Source organism: Mesorhizobium sp. M0001 (genome assembly GCF_040324255.1).
GTDB lineage: Bacteria > Pseudomonadota > Alphaproteobacteria > Rhizobiales > Rhizobiaceae > Mesorhizobium.
The window spans coordinates 491496-510753 of the sequence record NZ_JAMYVS010000004.1; the positions used below are offsets into that span (position 1 = coordinate 491496).

General features: G+C 62.6%; 16 protein-coding genes. 7 read left to right on the forward strand and 9 right to left on the reverse strand.

Translation table 11 applies throughout. The features are described from left to right. The first annotated feature begins 6 nt into the window (after positions 1–6). Both NKK50_RS15245 and NKK50_RS15250 read left to right on the forward strand, forming a co-directional pair. Complete coding sequence (locus NKK50_RS15245) at positions 7–828, forward strand: SDR family oxidoreductase (protein ID WP_023672784.1); 822 nt, start codon at positions 7–9, stop codon at positions 826–828. Positions 829–898: 70 nt separating this feature from the next. Continuing rightward, positions 899–1879 carry an alpha/beta hydrolase gene (locus NKK50_RS15250; RefSeq protein WP_023835255.1) on the forward strand — a complete coding sequence of 327 codons (981 nt, stop codon included), beginning with the start codon at positions 899–901 and terminating at the stop codon, positions 1877–1879. A gap of 94 nt (positions 1880–1973) precedes the next feature. Here NKK50_RS15250 and NKK50_RS15255 read toward each other — a convergent pair whose 3' ends face one another. Beyond that, a complete protein-coding gene (locus NKK50_RS15255) occupies positions 1974–3410 on the reverse strand; it encodes a DEAD/DEAH box helicase (RefSeq protein WP_023672782.1) in 1437 nt (478 codons plus the stop codon). A gap of 407 nt (positions 3411–3817) precedes the next feature. Between NKK50_RS15255 and NKK50_RS15260 the strand changes: the two genes are divergently transcribed. Together NKK50_RS15260 and NKK50_RS15265 are read left to right on the forward strand one after the other, a co-directional pair. Beyond that, entirely contained in the window at positions 3818–5350 is a 1533-nt protein-coding gene (locus tag NKK50_RS15260) for an acyl-CoA carboxylase subunit beta (RefSeq protein ID WP_023734050.1), read from the forward strand. Between the two features lie 99 nt (positions 5351–5449). After that, complete coding sequence (locus NKK50_RS15265; protein ID WP_352543608.1) at positions 5450–6427, forward strand: M48 family metallopeptidase; 978 nt, start codon at positions 5450–5452, stop codon at positions 6425–6427. Between the two features lie 25 nt (positions 6428–6452). Here the strand turns inward: NKK50_RS15265 and NKK50_RS15270 are convergent, their stop codons facing one another. Together NKK50_RS15270 and NKK50_RS15275 are read right to left on the reverse strand one after the other, a co-directional pair. Further along, positions 6453–8453: a hypothetical protein gene (locus tag NKK50_RS15270; RefSeq protein WP_352543609.1), complete on the reverse strand. Its 2001-nt coding sequence runs from the start codon at positions 8451–8453 to the stop codon at positions 6453–6455. Then, the gene (locus tag NKK50_RS15275) at positions 8450–10003 is read right to left on the reverse strand and encodes a bifunctional ADP-dependent NAD(P)H-hydrate dehydratase/NAD(P)H-hydrate epimerase (protein WP_023691258.1); all 1554 of its coding nucleotides are present in this window, start codon (positions 10001–10003) and stop codon (positions 8450–8452) included. Before NKK50_RS15275 ends, NKK50_RS15270 begins: the two co-directional genes overlap by 4 nt. Positions 10004–10388: 385 nt before the next feature. On the opposite strand from NKK50_RS15275, the gene NKK50_RS15280 reads away from it, so the two are divergent. Together NKK50_RS15280 and glnA are read left to right on the forward strand one after the other, a co-directional pair. Then, on the forward strand, positions 10389–10727 hold the full coding sequence (locus NKK50_RS15280) for a P-II family nitrogen regulator (protein ID WP_006205430.1): 339 nt from the start codon (positions 10389–10391) through the stop codon (positions 10725–10727). Between the two features lie 58 nt (positions 10728–10785). Beyond that, positions 10786–12195, forward strand: coding sequence for a type I glutamate--ammonia ligase (glnA, locus tag NKK50_RS15285; protein WP_023672775.1), 1410 nt, complete (start codon positions 10786–10788; stop codon positions 12193–12195). 137 nt (positions 12196–12332) lie between these two features. Here the strand turns inward: glnA and NKK50_RS15290 are convergent, their stop codons facing one another. Further along, complete coding sequence (locus tag NKK50_RS15290) at positions 12333–13373, reverse strand: glutamine synthetase beta-grasp domain-containing protein (protein ID WP_023691256.1); 1041 nt, start codon at positions 13371–13373, stop codon at positions 12333–12335. A 316-nt stretch (positions 13374–13689) separates the two neighbouring features. Here NKK50_RS15290 and NKK50_RS15295 point away from each other — a divergent pair, with 316 nt between their 5' ends. Beyond that, positions 13690–13887 (forward strand): DUF2735 domain-containing protein, encoded by a 198-nt coding sequence (locus tag NKK50_RS15295; RefSeq protein ID WP_352543610.1) that lies wholly within the window; start codon positions 13690–13692, stop codon positions 13885–13887. A gap of 93 nt (positions 13888–13980) precedes the next feature. Here the strand turns inward: NKK50_RS15295 and NKK50_RS15300 are convergent, their stop codons facing one another. The 5 genes from NKK50_RS15300 to crcB form a co-directional block, all read right to left on the reverse strand. Next, complete coding sequence (locus tag NKK50_RS15300; protein WP_023682590.1) at positions 13981–15867, reverse strand: MFS transporter; 1887 nt, start codon at positions 15865–15867, stop codon at positions 13981–13983. 177 nt (positions 15868–16044) lie between these two features. Continuing rightward, positions 16045–16836 (reverse strand): ATP12 family chaperone protein, encoded by a 792-nt coding sequence (locus tag NKK50_RS15305; RefSeq protein ID WP_023829996.1) that lies wholly within the window; start codon positions 16834–16836, stop codon positions 16045–16047. Between the two features lie 11 nt (positions 16837–16847). Further along, complete coding sequence (locus tag NKK50_RS15310) at positions 16848–17705, reverse strand: DMT family transporter (protein ID WP_502902404.1); 858 nt, start codon at positions 17703–17705, stop codon at positions 16848–16850. Positions 17706–17767: 62 nt separating this feature from the next. Beyond that, positions 17768–18748 (reverse strand): RluA family pseudouridine synthase, encoded by a 981-nt coding sequence (locus NKK50_RS15315; protein ID WP_023672769.1) that lies wholly within the window; start codon positions 18746–18748, stop codon positions 17768–17770. Positions 18749–18881: 133 nt separating this feature from the next. Beyond that, the gene (gene crcB / locus NKK50_RS15320) at positions 18882–19256 is read right to left on the reverse strand and encodes a fluoride efflux transporter CrcB (RefSeq protein ID WP_023688419.1); all 375 of its coding nucleotides are present in this window, start codon (positions 19254–19256) and stop codon (positions 18882–18884) included. Between the last annotated feature and the right edge of the window lie 2 nt (positions 19257–19258).

A 19258-nucleotide genomic window follows, 5' to 3' on the forward strand; every position in this document is an offset into this window, starting at 1 on the left:
CGCAGAATGACACTTTACCGGGCCAACCCGAAGCACGGCGTCGCCTGGATAACCGGCGGCAGCAGCGGCATCGGCCGTGCGCTGGCAAAGGACCTCGCGGCAAAGGGCTTTGTCGTCGCGGTCACCGCACTCGACGGCGACCCACTCGACGCGCTCATCGTCGAGACGGCGCAGATGCCGGGACGTGTCGTGGCCTACCCTTGCGACGTCACCGATGAGCCGCGCATGGCAAGCACGGTGGCGGCGATTGAAAAGGAGCTCGGGCCGATCGTGCTCGCCGTCTTCAACGCCGGCAACTACATCGCCACGCCCGGCGAAGACCTCAGGGTCCGCGACTTTCGCCAGACCTTCGAGGTCAACTATTTCGGTATCATCAATGGCCTCGTCCCGCTCATGGAGCGCATGCGCATCCGTGCGCGCGGCCATATCGTGCTTGTCGGATCGGTCACAGCCTATTTCGGCTGGCCGACCACGGCGGCCTATGGCGGCTCGAAGGCGGCGATCAACATCCTGGCCGAGTCGCTGAAATACGATTTCGACAAGATGAATGTCCGGATCCAGGTGATGAATCCGGGCTTCATCGACACCCCGCTGACCGAAAAAAACATGCTGCCAATGCCGGGACTGATGCCGGTCAACCGCGCCTCGCGCCGCATGCTGCGCGGCATCGAGCATGGCGGCTTCGAGGTTACCTTCCCTCACCGGCTGAGCTGGGGGCTGAAGCTGCTGGCACTGCTGCCAAGGCCAGTCTGCCGGTGGTTCATCAGCACGGCGACCCGCTGGACAGGGCGGCCGCTGAATTTCGACCGCAAGCCGCCGAACGAATAGCTGTCCACAGCCCGGCTGTTGCCTGACTGCACCGGCCGCCATAGGCTTTAGAATTGTTGTGGTGTCTGAGATGGGGCGACGGATCGTGCTTGCGGTGCTGGGCGTCGTCATCATCCTTGTCCTGGCCCTCCTGCTTGGTCCGCGCGTTCCCGTCGACACAACAATCAGCTTCGACCCCAAGGTGATCGGCGACGATCCGCAAGCGTATATCGCGCGTGAAGAGGCTACCGTTCCCAACGTCCGCGACGCGCTCGAGAAAGAAATCATCTGGGCCGATCCGATGGTTCACGCCAGGACGGCATTGGCGATCGTCTATATCCATGGCTTTTCGGCATCGAAGGGCGAGGTTCGCCCGCTGGCCGACGAGGTCGCCGACCAACTCGACGCCAACCTTTTCTACACCCGCCTCACCGGTCATGGTCAGGACGGCGCTGCTATGGCGCAAGGCAGCGTCAATGCCTGGATCAACGACTATGAGGAGGCGCTCGCCATCGGCCGGGCCATCGGCGACAAGGTGATCGTCATCGGCACCTCGACCGGTGGATCGCTGGCGGCATGGGCGGCGACTGAGCCTGGCGCATCGGACGGCGTCGCTGCAATCGCATTCATCTCGCCGAATTTCGGCGTCAGGGCTGCAGGCGCCGAGCTGCTGACCATGCCCTGGGGCAGGCAGATCGCCGAGTTCGTCGGCGGCAAGGAGCGCAGCTTTACGACCCGCAACGCGCTGCACGAGAAACTCTGGACGCACACCTATCCAATGGCGGCCGTGCTACCGATGGCGGCGCTGACCAACCTTGCCTACGCAGCGCCTGTGGAGAAGGCAACCATACCGGCGCTGTTCATCTTCTCGGATTCCGACAAGGTGGTGCGCCAGGATCGCACCCGCGAAATCGCCGGCCGCTGGGGCGCACCGCATGAACTGGTGCCCGTCGACGACAATGGCGATCCCGACAACCACGTCATTGCCGGCGACGCGCTGTCGCCCTCGACCACGGCATTCCTGGCGCAGCGGATCGTCGTGTGGGTTCAGGCAACTACCGGGCAGCCCTAAACGAAAAAGGACGGCCGAAGCATTGCCCCGGCCGTCCTCATATTCAATCGTCAGCAATCAAGCCAGGCTCGACGAGCCTGACCGGTTCGTCTGATCAGGCAGCCCGCGCCGCGGGCCGCTTGCCGCCGAAGCGGCGCTTGTTGTTGCCCTTGAAGGCCTTGGCGCCTTCCGGCTTGCGCTCGCTTGCACCCGCAAAGGCCGGCTTGTCACCAAAACGCTTCTTGGCGAAGCCGTTGTTCTGGCCACCGGGCCGCCTGCCGTCGCGACGGCCATTGCGGTCGTTGCGATCATTGGCGGGCTCGAAGCGCTCGTTCTTTTCGGCCGGATTGCGCACCGGATCCGGGCTGCCGAGATGGTCGGCAACGATCGGCAGCTTGCTGCGGATGATGCGCTCGACCTGACGCAGCTTGCTGTTTTCGGAAGGATCGCAAAGCGTGATGGCGATGCCGTCCATGCCGTTACGGCCGGTACGGCCGATGCGGTGGACATAGCTTTCGGCCTCATCCGGCAGGTCGAAATTCACCACATGGCTGATGCCGGGAACGTCAATGCCGCGCGCCGCGATGTCGGTCGCCACAAGAATGCGCACCGAGCCCTCGCGGAAATCGTTGAGCGCCTTCTGGCGGGCGTTCTGCGACTTGTTGCCGTGGATGACGGCGGCCTTGAAGCCGTCGCGTTCGAGGTCCTTGGTCACCCGGTCGGCGCCATGTTTGGTGCGCGAAAAGATGATGACGGACTTCATCGCTTCGTCGGCGAGCATCGTCGACAGCACCTGGCGCTTCTGCTTGGTGCGGGCAAAGACAACGCCCTGCACGATTTCGGCAGCAGCGGTGCTCTGCGGCGCGACTTCGACGCGGATCGGGTTCTTCAACAGGCCCTTCGCCAGTTCGGCGATTTCATTGGGCATGGTGGCCGAGAACAGCACCGTCTGACGGTCGGGCGCGGTCGCCTTGGCGATCCGCTTGACGTCGTTGATGAAGCCCATGTCGAGCATGCGGTCGCCCTCGTCGAGCACCAGCCATTTGGTGTCGGAAAGGATGAGGTCGCCCTCGCGCACCAGGTCGGTCAGGCGGCCGGGCGTGGCGATCAGGATGTCGACGCCGGGCGCAACCTTCTTCACCTGGCTGAAGCGCGAGACGCCGCCAAGCACGAGAGCGGTTGAGACATGCGCGCCCTTGGCGAGGATCTTGATGGTGTCCTCGATCTGGACGGCGAGTTCGCGCGTCGGCGCCAGGATCAGCGCACGGGTGGTCTTGGCCCGGCGCTTGGTGCCGAGCGCGATGATCTTCGACAGGATCGGCAGCGCGAAGGCCGCGGTCTTGCCGGAGCCGGTCTGGGCGATGCCGAAGATATCACGGCCTTCCATCTGCGGCGGGATCGCCTGCGTCTGGATCGGCTTCGGCTCGGTGAAGCCGGCGCCATGCGTCGCCTTGAGCAGCGCGCCGGTGATCCCAAGAGCTGCGAAACCGGTAAGGTCCGCAGTGGTGCCGGTCGAGATTGCGTTACCGGCTGAGGTGTTTTCGTTGGTCAAAATAGTCTTCTTTCACGCGGTCTTGGCCGCAAACATCGATGGCGGCAGGGCGCAACCTGCCGTCGAAAAATTTGATATGAAACGACAAGGCGGGCGGACGGTAACGTCCACTCGGCTGCGCTGTCGTGCCCGCAGGCGTCATGCCACGGGGCTCTTTCGCCACTTCGTGATGTATCGGAAAGAGAGGCCGATATACCGGAAAGAGGGAAAACAGACGCAACCAGTCTCATTTGTCGAGAAGGCCGGAATCTCCGGCCCAAGCGCCTATGGGCTGCATATGGCTGAGTTCGCTCCGGAATGCAAGGGGCCACATGTTGCAGCGCAATAATCGAGGCCGAAAGCGGCGCTTGCACACGCCTGCAGGCATCATTACCACAAATGCAGCTGCCATTTCTGGAGACCGAGCGATGAAGGACGTGCTGAAGGAACTCGAGCGCCGCCGCGAGATCGCCCGCATGGGTGGCGGCCAGGCCCGCATCGACGCCCAGCACAAGAAGGGCAAGCTGACGGCGCGCGAACGTATCGAGGTCTTTCTCGACGAAGGCTCGTTCGAGGAGTTCGACATGTATGTCGAGCATCGCTCGACCGACTTCGGCATGGAGAAAACCAAGATCGCCGGCGATGGTGTCGTCACCGGCTGGGGCACCGTCAATGGCCGTCCGGTCTATCTCTTCGCCAAGGACTTTACCGTCTTCGGCGGCTCGCTGTCGGAGGCGCACGCCGAAAAGGTCATCAAGGTGCAGGAGATGGCGCTGCGTAATCGCGCGCCGATCATCGGCATCTACGACGCCGGCGGCGCCCGCATCCAGGAAGGCGTGGCGGCGCTAGGCGGCTATGCCGAGATCTTTCAGCGCAACGTGCTCGCATCCGGCGTCATTCCTCAGATTTCCGTGATCATGGGCCCGTGCGCCGGCGGCGACGTCTATTCGCCTGCGATGACCGACTTCATCTTCATGGTGCGCGACACCTCTTACATGTTCGTCACCGGGCCGGATGTGGTCAAAACGGTCACCAACGAGACGGTGACGGCCGAGAGCCTTGGCGGCGCGTCCGTCCACACGACGAAATCCTCGATCGCCGATGGCGCCTACGACAATGACGTCGAGGCGCTGTTGCAGATGCGCCGGCTGGTAGACCTTTTGCCCGCGTCAAATACGTCGGAGCTTCCTGAGATCGAGTGCTACCAGTCGGTCACCGACCATGATCTGTCGCTCGACCGGCTGATCCCAGACAACGCCAACAAGCCTTACGACATCAAGGAGCTGATCCTCAAAGTTGCCGATGAAGGCGATTTCTTCGAGATCCAGCAGAACTTTGCCAAGAACATCGTCACCGGTTTCGGCCGCGTCGAAGGCCGCACCGTCGGCTTCGTCGCCAACCAGCCGATGGTGCTGGCCGGCGTGCTCGATTCCGACGCAAGCCGCAAGGCGGCGCGCTTCGTGCGCTTCTGCGACTGTTTTTCCATTCCCATCGTCACCTTCGTCGACGTCCCCGGCTTCCTGCCCGGCACCGCGCAGGAATATGGCGGCCTGATCAAGCATGGCGCGAAACTCCTGTTTGCCTACGCCGAGGCGACCGTGCCGAAAATCACGGTCATCACCCGCAAAGCCTATGGCGGCGCCTATGACGTGATGGCCTCAAAACATCTGCGCGGCGATATGAACTATGCCTGGCCGACGGCGCAGATCGCGGTGATGGGGGCGAGAGGCGCGGTCGAGATCATCTACCGCAAGGATATTGGCGACGCCGAAAAGATCGCAGCTCACACAAAGGCTTACGAGGACCGTTTCCTGTCGCCCTTCGTCGCCGCCGAACGCGGCTATGTCGACGAGGTGATCATGCCGCATTCGACCCGCCGCCGCATTGCCCGGGCACTGCGCATGCTGCGCAACAAGGACATGCAGAACCCTTGGAAGAAGCACGACAACATCCCGTTGTAACATCCAATGTCGCGACTGATCATCAGCGCCGGTCGGCGGTTTGGCAGGTTCACGGTCCTGTTTTTCGTTGTTCCCGCTCTCATCATCTTCTGCGTCTGGATGTCCCTGCTCGACAACCATCCAATCTGGTTTATCGCCAGCGGCTTCGTCGTCATGCCGATCGCCACCACGGCCTTGGCATTTCTGTTCGGCACATTGTTTGCGGGCTTCCGACGCAGCAAGATCAAAGGCGTCAGTGAAGCAGAAGCGCCCGGCCTGTGGGCGCTGTGGCGGAGCGTCGCCGGACCGCGCCGTGCTGCGCGCACGGTTGTCATACTAGAGGGCAACCTGAACGCCAGCGTGCGCGAAGAGCGCACGCTTCTCGGCCTTCTCGGCAATCGGCTGTTTCTAACCATTGGCATCCCTCTCCTCGCAGTGACCGATGAAAGAGCGCTTGCCGCGATCCTTGCCCATGAGGACGCGCATGTGCGCAACAAGGATACCAATGGCAGCCTCAATCTCGCTGAGTTCGAAAACGGTTTCGGATTTGTCTTCGAGTATGCCCCGCCCGGAACCACGATCACAGGCAGCCTGCTCCACGCCGCTATCGGCTGGCTGTCGCAATCGTTCGAGCGGGAAGAAATCCGGCTTTCGCGCGAAGCGGAGATCAAGGCAGATCGACACGCGGCATCCTCCGGCGACGCCGAGCACGCCGCACGCGCGCTGTTGCTTCTTGCCACGGCAGACGTGCATTTCACGGAGACGGTCTATGACCCTTTGCAGCATGAATTGCGAGGTGCTTTGCGTCCGCCGCGACCGCCGCTCGAGCGCATGCTGGAAGCTGCCGGCCAGCTGCGAGAACCCATTTGCCTCGATGTTTGCGCCCGCAAGGCGTGGGCAAGCCCGGATGACGCAAAGTCCACCCATCCATCATGGGCTCAACGGCTGGCGGCGCTTGGATATACGGAGCCGCCCGACCTGGACCCGATCGCCGTGACCGCGCTCTCGACGCTGCTGAACTCGAGCGTAGCACAGCGCCACATTTCGGAATTCGACACCAAATGGACTGCGCGGATGGAAGACTATCTCCAGCGCTGAACTGGTGGTCGCCCAACTCGCAGGCTCACTCCTCTTCCGCCGCCCCGAACCCCGCATTCCTGGGGGCGCTGGTCGCGCTCGCCCAGGGCGTCGCGTGATTGTCGATGCGCATCTGGAAGATGAAATAGGTCGGCGAGCAGTAGCCGATGCCTTTCACCTTGGCAGCACCCGGCGTGTCCGGCGGCAGCGACTGGCACATATAGTCCTCGCGGCAGAAATGATCAGCCGAGCAGGCTGGACGGTTGCCGCGGTTGACCGCGCCGCCGAGGCACTGGTCGAAATTGTTGGTGGCGACGCAGGTGTCGAATTTCTTGCCGCCGACCATGCCGCAAATTTCCGATGGCATCGGCTTGCCCGTCTTGAATGCGGCGAAGCTGCGGTCCTTGTCGTCGCAGGCGCGATAAGCGATGCCTGCCGGTACGCCGATTTTCGGTGGCCGGCAGGTGTAGGCGGTCCGCGAAAAGGTCGGCGCAAAAGCCGCGAACTGGCCGGTGATCTTGTAGCGGTCGTTGAACGGCTGAGACGGGTTGCTGGCGATCGACCCGGTCAGGCAGGGATGGCCCGAAAACATCTTTGGACTGTCCGTGGGCAACAGACATTGCGCCAACGCGGTATGCACGCCTGAAGCCGTCGCGAGCGGCGTGCAGACGGTGCCGCCACCGCATTGCCAGGTCGCGCCGAAGCGTTTTGCATCATCCGGCATCAGGCACGGCATCGCCATCTCGGCCGGGGCGTAGTCGACATCGCCGGCATCGGTCCATGTCGCTGGCGGCGCGAAGGACAGCGGCCGGTAGCGGTTCGGCTCCTTGCCTTCTTCCGTCGCGCGCAGCCAGGCCTCACGTCGCGGAATCTCGGCATGGAGATGCGGCGAGATGCCGACCTCGATCCGGTTGAGAGGCGACGTCGTTTTGTCGTCGAGGCCAATGAAGTGAAAGCCGGCCGTCGAGCCCGCCTGGTGGCAGCCCTGGCAGGCGCCATTGTCCAGCCGCTCGACCAGCGCCTCCGGTGTCCGCACCAGCTTTAGCGCCGCATAGTCCAAGCCGGCGAAATCCGCTGGCTGGAACAGCGGCGTGAACGGATGGTTGGCCCGTCTCGCGCTGCCGAAGGTCGACCACGAGATGATTTTCTTGGCCAGGAATTCGTCGGGGATTTCGTAGACGCCGAGATCGATGGCCGCGACATTGGCGCTGACGTAGTCGGCGAGCCCTTTCTTCAGTGCGGCATCATCCGAGAGCCGCGCAACGTCAGGCGTATTCTCCAGCGGCTTCTCGCTGATGGCAGCGCCATCGATACCGAAGATCCGCATCAGATAGGCCGCCTGCCCGCCGAATTGGGTCTCCTGTCCCGAGGGAAAACGCACCACCTGCGCATTGAGTTCAAGCTGCTTGAACGTCAGTTCCTCCGGTGCCAGCGAACCGCCGGCCAGCCAGCCGGCATCGACGTTTTCGTCGATCTGCGGTGTCCAGCGCCCGGCAACGCCGACGCAGCCGCCATCGGCATCCGGCGCCACGCTGTAGACGGCGTTGAAATTGAATGGCAGCCGCGATGCCAAAACCTTGCCGTTCTTGCGGAAACTGTAGGCCAGGCGATAGATGAAGCGCACCTCGCCACAGCTCTTGTCGCCTTGCACCGCGGTGAAGTCACGCCGGTCCAGCCGGTTGACGACGCCGACCAGGCGGAAGCGCGCGGCCTCGGTCTTCAGCCAGCGCATATCCATGATGCGGCCGACATTGCCGTCGGTCACCTCGTAGAGCGTGCGCCCGCCGGCCTTTATCTCGGCCCGCAGCGTGGCAATATCGGCCGCCACCATGTCGACAACAGCACGATAGGCCGGCACCTCACTGTAGAGCGTCTTCAGATCGTCCGCGCCGTCGACGGCGAAAATGCCGGCGAAGCCAAACCCCTTGGCATCGAGGGCGGCGAGCACCGCCGGATCGTCGACGATGGTCACCGGCTGCTCAGCGCGCACGCCATGCGAGGCGAACAGCGCGATGATGGCTGCAATGGCGAGCGCGAAACGCTTCATCCGATTGGCACCTTCTGCCGTGCCTCGACAAGTTCACGCAGCACCGGCACCAGCGCCAGCGGCAGATCCTCGGCGATCAGACCCGGTCCGAAGCGGCTGCCGGCCTCGGCATGGATCCAGACCGCTGCGCAGGCGGCCTCGAATGCCTGCATGCCCTGCGCCAGCAGCGCAGCGACAATGCCCGCCAGCACGTCGCCGGAACCGGCGGTGGCGAGCCATGGTGCACCATTGGCGTTGATCACCGCGCGGCCGTCCGGCGCCGCGATGACGGTGTCGGCGCCCTTGTAGACCATGATGGCGTTGGCTCGTTCAGCGGCTGCGCGCGCCTTGGCGAGTTTCGACTGCTTCTTGTCCTTCGCGATGTCGGGAAAAAGTCTGGCGAATTCGCCTTCATGCGGCGTCAGCACCAATACCGGCGCCCACGGGAGCAGCGCGGCGTCGAACAGGGCCTGAGGCTGATGCGCCAATGACGTGATGGCGTCAGCATCCAAGACAATGGCAGGGCGCTGAATTCCGAATGAACTCGTCGACGTGCGGTTTAGGTCAGCGACCGTCGCGATCAATTGCAACGCGAAATCCCCCACTTTGGGTTTCGGCCCGAGCCCTGGTCCGAACACAAGTACTTCGGGGTGCCTCGCCGACAAAAATTCCTGCACTTCCTCCATCGAACCGGCCTCGCGCAGCATGATCGATGTCAGATGCGCGGCGTTTACCTGCATGGCATTTTCAGGCGAGAGCACGGTCACCGCCCCTGCCCCGGCTCTGGCTGCAGCCATCGCCGACAGCCGCGCCGCACCTGTCGCGCTCGGCCCGCCGGAAAAGACGCTGACGTGGCCGCGCTTATACTTATGTGTATCGACCGCCGTTTTCGGAAAACTGTATAGCCAGAAATCAGGCGTGTTCTCGAACGTCTTGATCTTGAACTCATCGACGATCGCATCCGGAATGCCGATATCGGCGATGATGATCTCGCCGCAGAGGCTGCGCCCCGGCATCAGCAGATGGCCGGGCTTTTTCCGCACGAACGTCACCGTCACGTCGGCCTTGAAATAAGCGTTGCTCAAGCCGGTCTCGCCCGACACACCAGAAGGCAGATCGATTGACACCACAGGCACGCGCTCCGCCGCGGCCAATCCTGAGACGGCAGAGGCATGCAGGGATATCTTCTTCGACAATCCCGCACCATAGAGCGCGTCCACGACGACTTCACCCGGTTCCGGGTAGCAGTGTCCGATGTGCTCGACCGGCAGATTGCAGGCCTCGGAAGCTCGCGCCGCATCACTCCCGGGCTTCTGCTTGCCTTCGGCCCAGAGCGCCACATTCACACCAGCCTCGGCCAGCAACCGCGCTACAACATAGCCGTCGCCACCATTATTGCCGGGGCCGCACAGCACGTGCACGCGGCTTGCTGCGGGATAGCGTGCCAGGACCACAGCAGCGACCGCTTCGCCGGCGCGCTGCATCAGGCCATAGCCGTCGAGCGGACCGGCCGCGATCGCCAGCCGGTCGGCCTCGCCCATCTCGGCCGGCGACAGGACTTCATTGCTCATGGATTGCCGATCCGCATTTCGTTCAAGGCCGACCCCTTTGTCCCTATCGAGCATTGTCCAGTTTCGGATTCGAAGCAAACGGCCAGGTGCTGCGTTGGCGTGCGGCCAAATCCTTTCGCAGACTGGTGCCACGGATCCGCGCGGGCCTGCAAAATGCGCAATCTGCCTAATTATCGTGCAGACGCCCGAAGCGGCAATGTGTAGGCTTCGGGCAGCTTTGCCGCAGCCGAAGCAGAGGATGACGCGAATGTGCATCCCGGCGCGGCGCGGCATTGGAATTGCGCGAAACCGCTTCGCGTGGGCTGAAATTGGCACAGTTCGTGCTTGATGGAGGCGCAAGCGGGGCGCACAACCCGTTTTTTTGGCAGTGGAGGCCACTTTTTACATGAAAAAGATCGAAGCGATCATCAAGCCGTTCAAGCTAGACGAAGTGAAGGAAGCGCTTCAGGAGGCCGGTCTGCAAGGCATTACCGTGACCGAGGCCAAGGGCTTTGGCCGCCAGAAAGGCCATACCGAACTCTATCGCGGCGCCGAATATGTCGTCGACTTCCTGCCCAAGGTGAAGATCGAAGTCGTGCTGGGCGACGACGCCGTTGAAGGCGCCATCGAAGCCATCCGCAAGGCGGCGCAGACCGGCCGCATCGGCGACGGCAAGATCTTCGTCTCCAACATCGAGGAGGTCGTTCGCATCCGTACCGGCGAAACGGGGATGGACGCCGTCTGAGCTTTCTGATTTCAGATTAACGTCTCCTCGAAACGTCATCACACAGGGAAGAAACGACATGACGACAGCCAAAGACATCATGAAGCAGATCAAGGACAACGACGTGAAATTCGTCGACCTGCGCTTCACCGATCCGAAGGGCAAGCTGCAGCACGTGACGATGGATGTCATCGAGGTCGAGGAAGACATGTTCGCCGACGGCGTCATGTTCGACGGCTCCTCGATCGCCGGCTGGAAGGCGATCAACGAGTCCGACATGGTGCTGATGCCCGATGCGGACACCGTCCACATGGATCCGTTCTTCGCCCAGTCGACCATGGTCATCCTGTGCGACATTCTCGATCCGGTCTCCGGCGAATCCTACAACCGCGATCCGCGCGGCACCGCCAAGAAGGCCGAGGCCTACATGAAGGCCGAAGGCATCGGCGACACCATCTATGTCGGCCCCGAAGCCGAGTTCTTCGTCTTCGACGACGTCAAGTACAAGGCCGATCCCTACAACACCGGGTTCAAGCTGGACTCGACCGAACTGCCGTCCAACGACGACACCGACTACGAGACCGGCAATCTCGGCCACCGCCCGCGCGTCAAGGGCGGCTACTTCCCTGTGCCGCCGATCGACAGCGCGCAGGACATGCGCTCCGAAATGCTGACCGTGCTCGCCGAAATGGGCGTGCGCGTCGAAAAGCACCATCACGAGGTTGCCGCTGCCCAGCACGAGCTCGGCATCAAGTTCGACACGCTGGTCCGCAACGCCGACAAGATGCTGATCTACAAATATGTCGTGCACCAGGTCGCCAACGCCTATGGCAAGACGGCCACCTTCATGCCGAAGCCGATTTTCGGCGACAACGGCTCGGGCATGCATGTCCACCAGTCGATCTGGAAGAACGGCAAGCCGACCTTCGCCGGCAATGAATATGCCGGCCTGTCGGAGTCGTGCCTGTTCTACATCGGCGGCATCATCAAGCACGCCAAGGCGATCAACGCCTTCACCAACCCGCTGACCAACTCCTACAAGCGCCTTGTACCTGGCTATGAAGCCCCGGTGCTGCTCGCCTACTCCGCGCGCAACCGTTCGGCCTCGTGCCGCATTCCGTTCGGCTCGTCCCCGAAAGCCAAGCGCGTCGAGGTCCGCTTCCCCGATCCAGGCGCGAACCCCTACCTCGCTTTCGCCGCCATGCTCATGGCCGGCCTCGACGGCATCAAGAACAAGATCCACCCGGGACAGCCGATGGACAAGGATCTCTACGACCTGCCGCCGAAGGAACTGAAGAAAATCCCGACCGTCTGCGGTTCGCTGCGCGAAGCGCTGCAAAGCTTGGACAAGGACCGCGGCTTCCTGAAAGCCGGCGGCGTCTTCGACGACGACCAGATCGACTCTTACATCGAGCTCAAGATGGCCGAAGTGATGCGCTTCGAAATGACCCCGCATCCGGTCGAATACGACATGTACTATTCGGTCTGAACGATAAGCCTCAGCGACAAGGAAAAACCCCGGCGTCAGTTCAGACGCCGGGGTTTTTGTTTGACCAATAGCAGACCGTAGACGTGGTAGCAGCAGGCTACGGCGCAGGCTTATGAAGCCTGCGCCGCTATAGATGCTCAAGCAGCAGCCGAGACCTGCGCGCTGGTCGAAACCTCCGCGATGGTCTTCAGGATCTGCGAAGCGATCTGGTAGGGGTCGCCCTGCGAGTTCGGGCGGCGGTCTTCCAGGTAGCCCTTGTAGTCATTGTTGACGAAGGAATGCGGCACGCGGATCGAGGCGCCGCGGTCGGCGATGCCGTAGCTGAAGCGGTTCCACGGCGCGGTCTCATGCTTGCCGGTCAGGCGCTTGTCGTTGTCCGGGCCGTAGACGGCGATGTGGTCCATCAGGTTCTTGTCGAATTGAGCCATCAGCGCTTCGAAATAGGCCTTGCCGCCGACTTCGCGCATATAGGCGGTCGAGAAGTTGGCGTGCATGCCCGAGCCGTTCCAGTCGGTGTCGCCGAGCGGCTTGCAGTGATACTCGATGTCGATCTCGTATTTTTCGGTCAGGCGCTGCAAGAGATAGCGGGCCATCCACATCTGGTCGGCAGCCTTCTTGGAGCCCTTGCCGAAAATCTGGAATTCCCACTGGCCCTTGGCCACTTCGGCGTTGATGCCTTCATGGTTGATGCCTGCTGCGAGGCAGAGGTCGAGATGCTCCTCGACGATCTGGCGCGCGATCGGGCCGACATTCGAATAGCCGACGCCGGTGTAGTACGGGCCCTGCGGCGCCGGATAGCCGCTCTCGGGGAAGCCGAGCGGACGGCCGTCCTTGTAGAAGAAATACTCCTGCTCGAAGCCGAACCAGGCGCCCTCGTCGTCGAGGATGGTGGCGCGCTTGTTGGACACATGCGGCGTCACGCCATCGGGCATCATCACTTCGCACATCACCAGCACGCCATTGCTGCGGGCCGGGTCCGGGAATACGGCCACCGGCTTCAGCACGCAGTCGGAGCTGTGGCCTTCGGCCTGCTGCGTCGAAGAACCGTCGAAGCCCCACAGCGGCAGCTGCTCGAGCGTCGGGAACTCGGCGAACTCCTTGATCTGGGTCTTGCCGCGAAGATTGGGGACCGGCGTGTAACCATCGAGCCAGATATACTCGAGCTTGTATTTCGTCATTCTAGAGCCTCTCGTTGCTTGATCACCGAACCTGGATGACGCCGGCGCGCCGAGCCATCCAGCAGCCCAGCTGCCGGTCGATAAAATGCAAATCGTGTGCCACTTCAGTTGGTCAGGGTGCGGCAAAAATGCCCTTTCATCCCGCCGGTGATGGCAAGCCGCCTAAGCAATGCGCCCGGATCAATCAAAGGCAGAATTTGCTTAAATAACAGGCAAATGCCGATCTTTCTTTAGGCATCTTGCCTAAAAGGATTGCAGGACCTACCTTGATGGAAAGATGAATCGAAGAGCCTCTCCAGAAGAAAGGAGACCGACCATGGAAATCACCTCAGCTCGTCCGTCGGCCAAAATCCTGATGTTCCCGGCGGCATCGCGTGCATCTGCCTCAAATTTAGGCGTAAAGGCCAAGTTTGCGGCAGAGCTTGCTTCGCCGCGCGATCAGCCGCTTGACTATGGCGAGGCTTGGTATCATGAGGCCGCCATTGCGGACGCCGAACAGCCTCGCAAGAGCTAGGCGTCTTCCGCGCTGATAGATCGAACAGGCCCACAAATCAAAACCCGGCGCGATCGCTCGCGCCGGGTTTTTTGTTTGATACAGAGCCGTCGGCTACTGCTTGGTATGCAGGTCGGTGCCGAGCGTATCCCTGACGAAGATCATGCCGATGATCAGCGTCACCGCCGCGATCACCACCGGATACCAAAGGCCGTAATAGATATCGCCCTTGTAGGCGCTGAACGCGAACACGATCGCGGGCAGCAGGCCGCCGAACCAGCCATTGCCGATGTGATAGGGCAGTGACATGCCGCTGTAGCGGATGCGTGTCGGGAACATCTCGACCAGGATCGCCGCGATCGGCCCGTAGACCATGGTCACGTAGAGGACCAGGATGAACAGGATGCCGATGACCTTTGCCCAGTTGACCTGTGCGGGGTCGGCAAACATCGCGAAGGCGCCCGCTGCCGGAACGCTGTAGACGGTCACCTCGGTGGCGCCCGCGGCTTCGTCCTTGGTCAGCACCTTGTCCTTGATCGCCTGTTCGGTCGGGACTGCGGTCTTTTCGCCGGCGCGGATGGCTGCCGCGTCGAGCTTCAGTTCAGGATTGGCCGCGACAAAGGCGTCGAGCTTCTGGTCGGCAACCTTGGCGGCAGCACGCTTCAGCGGATAACCGCCACCCTGAAGCGCGAGGTTGATACCCTTCTTGAAGGCAGCGTCGCTGGCAGCCTTCTTGTCGCCCGCGGCCTTGGCATCATAAGACGCCACGGTTTCGCTGCCGATCATGACACTCGCCGGGGTCCCCGCCGCCGCCGTCGAGACGATGTCGTAAGGCACCGAGTTCTTGGCAAGGAAATCGGTCGCGATATCGCACGAACTGACCGGTACGCGCGTGCCGGTCGGATTGAACTGGAAGTTGCAGTCTCCCGGAGCCGCCGTCACCGTGGCGCGCGTGTTCTGCTGCGCGGTGGCGAGCGCCGGATTGGCGGCCCAGGTCAACGCCTTGAACAGCGGGAAGGTGGTGACGACCGCCAGCGCAAGGCCGGCCATGATGATCGGCTTGCGGCCGATCTTGTCGGACAGCCAGCCGAAGAAGACGAAGAAGCCCGTGCCGAGTGCCAGCGCAATGGCGATCATGATGTTCACCGACTGCGCGTCGACCTTGAGCACATTGGCCAGGAAGAACAGTGCGTAGAACTGACCATTGTACCAGACCACGGCCTGACCGGCGGTGAGGCCGAACAGCGCCAGGATGGCGATCTTGGCGTTTTTCCATTGGCCGAAGGCTTCCGACAGCGGCGCCTTGGAACTCTTGCCCTCCTCCTTCATGCGCAGGAAGGTCGGCGATTCCGAAAGCGACAGCCGGATCCAGACCGAAATGCCGAGCAGGATAGCCGAGACCAGGAACGGAATGCGCCATCCCCAGGCGTTGAAGGCGTCCTTGCTTACCGAATTCTGCACTAGCAGGATGACAATCAGCGACAGGAAAAGGCCGAGCGTCGCCGTCGTCTGGATCCATGACGTGTAGAAGCCGCGACGGTCATCCGGCGCATGTTCCGCGACATAGGTCGCGGCGCCGCCGTACTCACCGCCAAGCGCCAGGCCCTGCAGCATGCGCAGCGCGATCAACAGGATCGGCGCCAGAATGCCCAGTGTCTCTGAACCCGGAAGCAGGCCGACAAGGAAAGTCGACAGACCCATGATCATGATGGTGACAAGGAATGTGTATTTGCGGCCGACGAGATCGCCGATGCGGCCGAACACCAGCGCGCCGAACGGGCGCACGATGAAGCCGGCGGCGAAGACCAGCAGCGTGAAGATGTAGCGGGTGCTTTCGGGAAACGAGTTGAAGAAGGTCAAGCCGATCGCGCCGGCCAACGCTCCGTAGAGATAGAAATCATACCATTCGAAAACCGCGCCCAGCGAGGAGGCGAAGATGACCTTCTTCTCCTCTCGTGTCATGCCGCGGCTGGCTCCGCCGGCGGTCGATGCCAATGCCATTGAACTGTCCTCCCGTGAATCGTCTGCCTTCGACGCTGGGCGTCATCGTCGGCGTTCCCTCTGAACGCGACTCAAACCAGCCATCAGCGTAAAAAATGACAGAAAGCGACCGCCGGAGGCAGACAGACCTTGGGTTTATGACTTTGGTATTAGGTGCAGTGCGGCAAAGGCCGAGGATCAGGTCTTCAGCGCATCGAGCAGGCCGACGGCCGCCATCATGTCGCGTTTGCGGGCCGAGCGGCGTGCGACAGCCTCGGCATCCTGGCCCCAATGCTCGATCTGCCAGTCCTCGTCGACATGGCCGGCGGCCCAAGCCGCGTCGCCATCGAGCGCGCCGTAATCGACCGCCAGCGCCAGCAGCGCCGACCCGGTCAGCGAAGTCATGACATGGATTGCGGCCAGCCGCAGCGGCTCGGCACGCTGGGCAAGATGAGCGCCGAGCACTGCGATGCTCTCGCGCGGCTGCTCGACATGGATGATGCCCTCGGCGAGATTGAACCGAGCCCCTAATGTCGCTCTCGCCCAGTCGATCACCGGATCCCAATGCTGGTTCTGCCGCTCGACCAGCCCCTGTGGCGCGTCGGCGCGGTAGCAGGTCAGATCGGACGAGGCGAAGCGCAAGACGTCCTCCAGCACCGCCTGCGGGTCGCTGGCGACGCCGTCGATGGCGGTGTTGACCAGACGCAGCACCGGCATCGTGACCGGGTCGATGGTCTCGCCCTGTGCAGCGAACTCATTGGCGACCAGGGCGGCGGCGTTTTCGGTCGGCAGCGCCAGCAGCGCCTTGCCCGGCGTGCGCACCGGCTTGCCGTCGAGATGGACGGCAAAACCGTCCTCCACAGCTGCGACCGACACGTCCTTGTAGAAGCGCTTCGGCAGGTGCGTCTTCATCTGGATCTGCGCGCGGCGGACCGGATCCGGATCGGACAGATGCTTTCCCGCTTCGAGGTCGTTGAGGATGTCACGCATGGTCGAACTTTCTATCCAGGTACCTGCTTGCGCGCCGGCCGGTTGACGATGATCAGGCCGACTGCGATCAGCCCAAGCGCCACAAAGATCCTGGTCGTTGGCGCCTCGCCAAGAATGATAGCGCCGCAGAGGACGCCGAACACCGGCGACAGGAAGGCGAAGCTCGACAGGCCCGATGCCGGATAGCGCCTGAGCAGCCAGAACCACAGCACATAGGTGAAGGCAACTATATAGAGCGACTGGAACAGCAGCGCCAATGCCGGCAAGGCACTGACCGCGCGGATCGGCGGGCCGGCGAAAGGCATCACCAGGACACCGACAATGGCCGCACCGGCCAACTGATAAAGCAGCAATTTCTCGGCACTGGTCTCGACCAGTTTCGAACGCTTGATGACGATGCTGGTCGCCGCCCACAGGATACCGGAGCCGAGGCTGAGCAGATCGCCCATCAAGGTCATCTCGGTGCCGCCGGCAATCCCGTCGGAAAACACCGCCACCAGGCCGCAGAAGGCGAGAACGAGCCCGCCAAGCTTGCGCGCGTTGATACGCTCACCGAGCAGGAAATGGCCGCCGATCAGGACCCAGAACGGCATGGTGTTGACCAGCAGCGTGTTGCGGGCAACGGTCGTGTATTCCAGCCCGATATAGAGGCACAGGAACTCGACGCCGAACAGCACGCCGACGATGATGCCGGCGACAAGCGACCCGTCGGCCTTAAACAGCCTGATGCCGCGCAGCCAGCACCAGCCGAGCACACAGAGCCCGCCGATGATCGAACGTGCGATCGAGACGAAAACCGGATCGAAGCCGGCATAGGGGATCTTGGCGGCGACATAGTTCAGCCCCCAGGAAAAGGTCAGCCCGACCATGATGGAAGCAGCCGCCAGATCGACCGCATCGCGGCGATCCAATGCCGAGGCAACGGCCAATGTCAGTCCTCCGCGCTGGCGTCGTCGAAGCCGATCAGGTTCCAGCTCTGGCGCATATGCGGCGGCATCGGCGCGGTTACGTCGATGACGCCCTTGTCCGGGTGCGGAATGACGATGCGGCGCGCATGCAGATGCAGGCGGTTCTGAATGCCGCCCGGAAAGTCCCAGTTGGTGTCGGCCTCGAAATATTTGGGGTCGCCAAGGATCGGGCAGCCGATATAGGCGGCATGAACGCGCAGCTGGTGGGTGCGGCCAGTGTACGGCTCCATTTCCAGCCAGGTCATCGTCTGAGCCGCCTGCTCGATGATGCGGTAGTAGGACACGGCGTGGTCGGCGCCCTTTTCGCCATGGGCTGCCACGCGCACGCGGTCGCCGTCCTCGGTCGGTTCCTTGATCAGCCAGGTCGAGATCTTGTCCTCACGCTTGGGCGGGACGCCCTTGACCAGCGCCCAATAGGTCTTCTTGGTCTCGCGCGCCCGGAATGACTCGGAAAGCTTCATCGCCGCAAGCCTGGTGCGGGCAACCACCAACACGCCCGACGTGTCGCGGTCGAGCCGGTGCACCAGGCGCGGCTTCTCGCCCTTCTGGCTGCGCCAGGCCTCCAGCATGTCGTCGACATTGCGGGTGACGCCCGAGCCGCCTTGCACCGCCAGGCCCGCCGGCTTGTTGAAGACGAAGACTTTTGGATCTTCGTGGATCAGCATCTTGGCCAGCACATCGGCGTCGCCCTGGTTGCGGATCGAGTAACCCGTAAGCGCACTCTCGCCCTTCTTGTCGACCTCGAGCGGCGGCACACGCACCACCTGGCCGGGCTCGACACGGCTGTCGGCCTTGACCCGGCCGCCATCGACGCGGATCTGGCCCGAGCGCAGCAACTTCTGCAGATGGCCAAAGCCGAGACCGGGGAAATGGGTCTTGAACCAGCGATCGAGCCGCATGCCCGCCTCGCCGGCCTCCACCGTGATCTGTTCTACGCCTGCCATGATTTTCGCTTTATCCGTTTCTAGCGCGTGACCCCGAAAATCTACTCCGGCTTTCGGAAAGGATCATGCGCAAGATCAAAGTTTCTGCAGCGCGTCCAGAGGATGCGGCGTGCTCCAGGTCGGGGCAATAACACTATGAAACGGTTCTTGCGAGCCAAAGTCCCAGAAACAGGGCGATAATGGCGCCAACGACGCTGGCCAGCGCATATCCCAACGCCGGCAGCGTCGCTCCGCGCTCCCACAGGGTCGCGAAATCGAGCGAAAAGGCGGAGAAGGTGGTGAAGCCGCCAAGGATGCCGGTGGCGACGAACAGCCGGAGCTCATTGGAACCGCCGCGCCGCATCAGCGCGGCGATGAACAGCCCCATGGCAAAGGAGCCGACGATGTTGATCGCCATCGTCCCCCAGGGGTAGTTGGGGCCGACGAGGCGCAAGGCGCCGATGTTGGTAAGGTGGCGGATGCCGGCGCCGATGCCGCCGCCGACCACAACGAGAAGCAGATTGAACATGC

Excerpts from the sequence above, each read along its gene's own strand:
- NKK50_RS15245 (WP_023672784.1), top strand. The coding sequence starts at position 7 with ATGACACTTTACCGGGCCAACCCGAAGCACGGCGTCGCCTGGATAACC.
- NKK50_RS15250 (WP_023835255.1), top strand. The coding sequence starts at position 899 with ATGGGGCGACGGATCGTGCTTGCGGTGCTGGGCGTCGTCATCATCCTT.
- NKK50_RS15260 (WP_023734050.1), top strand. The coding sequence starts at position 3,818 with ATGAAGGACGTGCTGAAGGAACTCGAGCGCCGCCGCGAGATCGCCCGC.
- NKK50_RS15265 (WP_352543608.1), top strand. The coding sequence starts at position 5,450 with ATGTCCCTGCTCGACAACCATCCAATCTGGTTTATCGCCAGCGGCTTC.
- NKK50_RS15270 (WP_352543609.1), bottom strand. The coding sequence starts at position 8,453 with ATGAAGCGTTTCGCGCTCGCCATTGCAGCCATCATCGCGCTGTTCGCC.
- NKK50_RS15275 (WP_023691258.1), bottom strand. The coding sequence starts at position 10,003 with ATGAGCAATGAAGTCCTGTCGCCGGCCGAGATGGGCGAGGCCGACCGG.
- NKK50_RS15280 (WP_006205430.1), top strand. The coding sequence starts at position 10,389 with ATGAAAAAGATCGAAGCGATCATCAAGCCGTTCAAGCTAGACGAAGTG.
- glnA (WP_023672775.1), top strand. The coding sequence starts at position 10,786 with ATGACGACAGCCAAAGACATCATGAAGCAGATCAAGGACAACGACGTG.
- NKK50_RS15290 (WP_023691256.1), bottom strand. The coding sequence starts at position 13,373 with ATGACGAAATACAAGCTCGAGTATATCTGGCTCGATGGTTACACGCCG.
- NKK50_RS15295 (WP_352543610.1), top strand. The coding sequence starts at position 13,690 with ATGGAAATCACCTCAGCTCGTCCGTCGGCCAAAATCCTGATGTTCCCG.
- NKK50_RS15300 (WP_023682590.1), bottom strand. The coding sequence starts at position 15,867 with ATGGCATTGGCATCGACCGCCGGCGGAGCCAGCCGCGGCATGACACGA.
- NKK50_RS15305 (WP_023829996.1), bottom strand. The coding sequence starts at position 16,836 with ATGCGTGACATCCTCAACGACCTCGAAGCGGGAAAGCATCTGTCCGAT.
- NKK50_RS15310 (WP_502902404.1), bottom strand. The coding sequence starts at position 17,705 with ATGGTCGGGCTGACCTTTTCCTGGGGGCTGAACTATGTCGCCGCCAAG.
- NKK50_RS15315 (WP_023672769.1), bottom strand. The coding sequence starts at position 18,748 with ATGGCAGGCGTAGAACAGATCACGGTGGAGGCCGGCGAGGCGGGCATG.
- crcB (WP_023688419.1), bottom strand. The coding sequence starts at position 19,256 with ATGTTCAATCTGCTTCTCGTTGTGGTCGGCGGCGGCATCGGCGCCGGC.